Genomic DNA, 2,618 nt, shown 5'->3' with positions numbered 1-2,618 from the left:
CGCTTTGATGTCGTTTAATACCTTGGTGAGTAATTGATAGTATTGTGCCTGGCATTTAATAATAACTTTTCTACCTGTTTTAATGACTTTAGCAGCAATGGCGTAAAGACGATAGCGTATATACTTTGCCCTTTTATTGGCAAACTCAAGGGGCAGTAGCTGGCGCATTAAGGCAAACAGATTATAAGACAAACTACAAATATCAAAATACAAGGCATTGGCATTAAAATCAGCACAGGGCAGCTGAACGAATTAAGAAAAAATTATCCTGATATGACAGCAGAATATATAGCAACTGAAAAACCTGACCATACCTTCAACTTAATTAATCGCGATCAACGTACCCCCATATTTGAACCTGAGAAATGGAATAGAAATTCTTTAGTGGTAGATGCGTGGGCAGGAAGCGTTTATACTAAAAAAGGATTTTGTATTGCAAACGCAAGATTACCTTATTATGACATTAGTAATAATATTACAGGAGAGACTCAACACATAATAAAATATGCTGGAAGTGGGGTGAGTTATCGCACCTATCAAAAAAACAAGATGGACTCAGAAGTATCTATGTTTTAACCTGTGATCCCAGCCCAAATAGATGACAAAAATAGCACGGACCCTTACTTTTCTTATTCATATTTATTATGCAAAGTCCTCTGAATAAGGACTTAGATTTACTATGAATATTAAATTAAAAAAGCGCTAGCAATTATGAACACCTTGGAATCTTATCAACAAACTTATATCTACGACACAGGCAACAACCTAACCAACCTCTCACACCAGGCAAGAAGTAACACTTGGCAACAAACTATCACCATCCACCCTAACAATAACCATGGCACCGAAACCCAACAATCCACCAGCGACTTTGATGCCAATGGCAACCTATTAGTCTTAGATAACATTGGTACTTTAGATTGGCACTACAACAACACCCTTAACAAACTCAATAAACCAGATAAACCCACACAATATTATGTTTATGATTATCAAGGCAAGCGAGTCCGCATTGTAACTGAATCTAGTCACCAAGTGCGAAGCCAAAGAGACTACCTACCCTCACTAGATCTTTCAATCAACCAAGCAAAACAGCAAAGCACCACCCTGCATATCGGCACCCACATCCTCAGCGAAAATAGCAAAGACAACACCCAAAGCCCCAACCAAACCCGCTACCAACTCAACAGCCACCTACAATCCAACACCTTAGAGCTGGATGACAAAGCCCAAACCCTCAGTTACGAACACTACTACCCCTATGGTGGCACAGCCATCATTGCAGGTAAAGACAAAACCCAAGTGCAACAAAAACGCTACCGCTACACAAGCAAAGAAAGAGATGACAGCAGTGGTTTGTGCTACTACGGTGCTAGGTACCTAGCCCCTTGGCTAACGAGGTGGATAAACCCAGATGCAACAGGAGCAGTTGATGGATTAAATTTATATGTTTATGTGGACAATAATCCCCTTAAGTATATTGACCCAACAGGGCATGTTAAAGTTATTCCAGCCGACATAAATCTGGCAAATTATGAGATAGATATACTAAGTCCAATTGAAGGAACTTATCAGAATAATAATTTATTTTATTTTCCTGAAGCGTATGAAAGACTGGAAAATATTGTCAAGACTTATTCTGCTGACAAGCTTAACTTGCTAAACACCAGGACAAAATTTTACATAAAATCAGAAGTGAGCAATGGGGCACTAATCATTCAAGCTTTTTCTTGTCCGTCTGGTGATGATTTTAGGAATACTATGTATTTCTCCAGAGGGGAGTTAGTTTTTAATTCAAATTTTAAAAATGAATATCCAGATCGTCGTTCTGGCTTGAACGCAACAGAAGTAATCTCTTATCAGTATTTAGGGATGACAAAAATAGCAGGTGCATTAAATATGCTACCTAAAAAAATGCTACGCCAGAGCATAACCAACCCCAGCACAAACGAAGCAATAGAGATTTATAAAACGGATAGAAATTACCCAAGGTTTTATAATAATTTTCTTAGAAATAGTGATAATGGCAGATCTTCTTCAAGGATTACCAACACTTTTAGTCTTGAGATAACCTCTATAAAGTTAAAGAGTATTGGCAACGATATTCGCCTACATTTAAAACCAAAAATGCCTTTAATATCTACCGAAGAACCCCTGCCACCTCGTGGAGATATGCATGAATATTTTGCACCTACTAGTAGGCTATCTAGAATAAGACGACAAACAAACCACTGTGCCATATTATGATTTCACTAGAGCATATAAAACCCCAACAATTTCAAACAACAATCTAAAATTTATTATTTCAAATAAGCCAAACTAGACTAACAAAAATCGGAGTAAAAAACGAACCCAATACACCTCAGCATTTAAAACTAAACTGGTGCTTGAAGTATTGCAAAAGGCCTCTTGAAGGGTTAAGAAATTTTAAAAAGCTGTCAGAGGTTTTGGGATAATGTACTTTTTGACTGCAGAGTGATAAATCTACACCCTTTGGCAAGTATTAACGGATTAAACCATTACCGATTTAGATAACTCAAACACCGCCAACATTCAGCATCTTAGCGATTGGTTATCGGCGTGAATCTTGATAAAAACTTACAGCACAATCAGAGCAT

General features: G+C 37.6%; 2 protein-coding genes and 1 pseudogene. 2 read left to right on the top strand and 1 reads right to left on the bottom strand.

Translation table 11 applies throughout. From position 1 onward, the window contains the following. A pseudogene (locus BBROOKSOX_RS12510) lies at positions 1-192 on the bottom strand (hypothetical protein); the annotation flags it as partial. 81 nt (positions 193-273) lie between these two features. Here BBROOKSOX_RS12510 and BBROOKSOX_RS09945 point away from each other — a divergent pair. Together BBROOKSOX_RS09945 and BBROOKSOX_RS12300 are read left to right on the top strand one after the other, a co-directional pair. Next, a complete protein-coding gene (locus BBROOKSOX_RS09945; RefSeq protein ID WP_257607853.1) occupies positions 274-576 on the top strand; it encodes a hypothetical protein in 303 nt (100 codons plus the stop codon). A gap of 135 nt (positions 577-711) precedes the next feature. Then, positions 712-2,247, top strand: coding sequence for an RHS repeat-associated core domain-containing protein (locus BBROOKSOX_RS12300; protein WP_257607852.1), 1,536 nt, complete (start codon positions 712-714; stop codon positions 2,245-2,247). Positions 2,248-2,618 lie beyond the last annotated feature (371 nt).

The sequence above is a fragment of the bacterium endosymbiont of Bathymodiolus sp. 5 South genome, assembly GCF_900128535.1.
Taxonomy (GTDB): domain Bacteria; phylum Pseudomonadota; class Gammaproteobacteria; order PS1; family Pseudothioglobaceae; genus Thiodubiliella.
The sequence above is the reverse complement of the archived record's forward strand: the minus strand, read 5'-3'. Positions and strand labels throughout refer to the sequence as shown.

What these genes read in the sequence shown, in the direction of transcription:
- BBROOKSOX_RS09945 (WP_257607853.1), top strand. Translation starts at nt 274, where the DNA reads ATGACAGCAGAATATATAGCAACTGAAAAACCTGACCATACCTTCAAC.
- BBROOKSOX_RS12300 (WP_257607852.1), top strand. Translation starts at nt 712, where the DNA reads ATGAACACCTTGGAATCTTATCAACAAACTTATATCTACGACACAGGC.